This window comes from Nocardia sp. NPDC059154 (assembly GCF_042755705.1).
Lineage (GTDB): Bacteria > Actinomycetota > Actinomycetes > Mycobacteriales > Mycobacteriaceae > Nocardia.
Genome location: NZ_JBHZCS010000087.1, coordinates 39,910 through 40,883, shown reverse-complemented (window position 1 = coordinate 40,883; position 974 = coordinate 39,910). Strand labels below are relative to the sequence as shown.

Below are 974 nucleotides of genomic sequence, written 5' to 3'. Positions count from 1 at the left end.
GATGGGGCGCTCACCCGCGCCACCAAGTTCTGGGTGGTCGGGTGTTCCGAGAAGTTGCGGGGGTTCCGACACTGGCGGCGCTGACAAGGACGGAAAAAAGAGAAGCGGCCGACCCCACTTGGGCTCGCCCGCTTCGTTGAAACAGGGGTCCGCTCTCTCGGAACGGAGGTTCGCTCTCTCGGAACGGGTTTGCTCAGCGCACGGTGTGCACGATCAGCACGTCGCAGCGGGACTTGCGGGCCACGTCCGACGGCACCGAGCCGAGCAGGCGGCCGGCCAGGGTGTTGAGGCCGCGGTTACCGACGACGAGCAGGTCGGCCTCCACCTCCTTCACCAGGTCCAGCAGCGACTCGACGGGCTCGCCGACGACGGCCTTCTCCACCACGTTCACCGCGCCGACGGCGACGGCCTTGTCCCGCGCGACGCGCAGGATCTCGCTGGTCGGCGCGGAGCCGCGCACCTGGTAGGCCTCGTCCTTTAGCACGTCCGCGGCCGCGGCCACATCGCGGTCGTCGGTCGGGAAATACGCGCAGGCGATGTACAGGGTGGCGCCCTCGTCGCCGGCCAGAGCCGCGGCCCGCTCGACGGCGACGTACGACGAGTCCGAGCCATCGGTACCGACGACGATCGTCCGGTAGGCGGTCATTTCTCCTCCAAGTACAAGGGTCGGGGCCGCGGAATCCTCGACAGTGGGGTTTTCACCGCGGCAACTTCGCCTGACAATAGCGGCATAACCGGCGGAAATATTCGATATCGCAACACATCACACTTCCGTGGCGTGATCGGGTCCGGACACATTCCGGTTCCCGCCCCGAAGACGGCCGCGGCTACCAGCGAATTTCCCAAGCGCCGCGACGTGGCCCACAATATGCCAACGGTGTTGCCTCCCTGGGAGATTCGTCACAAGCCCGATATCCCCCGGACCGGGCGCGGGGGGGGGGGGGTGGTGGGGGGGACCGCAAAGGAGAAAACGC

1 protein-coding gene is annotated in these 974 nt (G+C 67.2%); it reads right to left on the bottom strand.

Annotation, left to right across the window (positions count from 1 at the left end; all coding sequences use genetic code 11):
* Positions 1–193 precede the first annotated feature (193 nt).
* The gene (locus ACFXN1_RS44770; protein WP_354846161.1) at positions 194–646 is read right to left on the bottom strand and encodes a universal stress protein; all 453 of its coding nucleotides are present in this window, start codon (positions 644–646) and stop codon (positions 194–196) included.
* Between the last annotated feature and the right edge of the window lie 328 nt (positions 647–974).

Bases quoted from the DNA above. Each gene is read 5' to 3' on its own strand.
- ACFXN1_RS44770 (WP_354846161.1), bottom strand. From the start codon at position 646: ATGACCGCCTACCGGACGATCGTCGTCGGTACCGATGGCTCGGACTCG.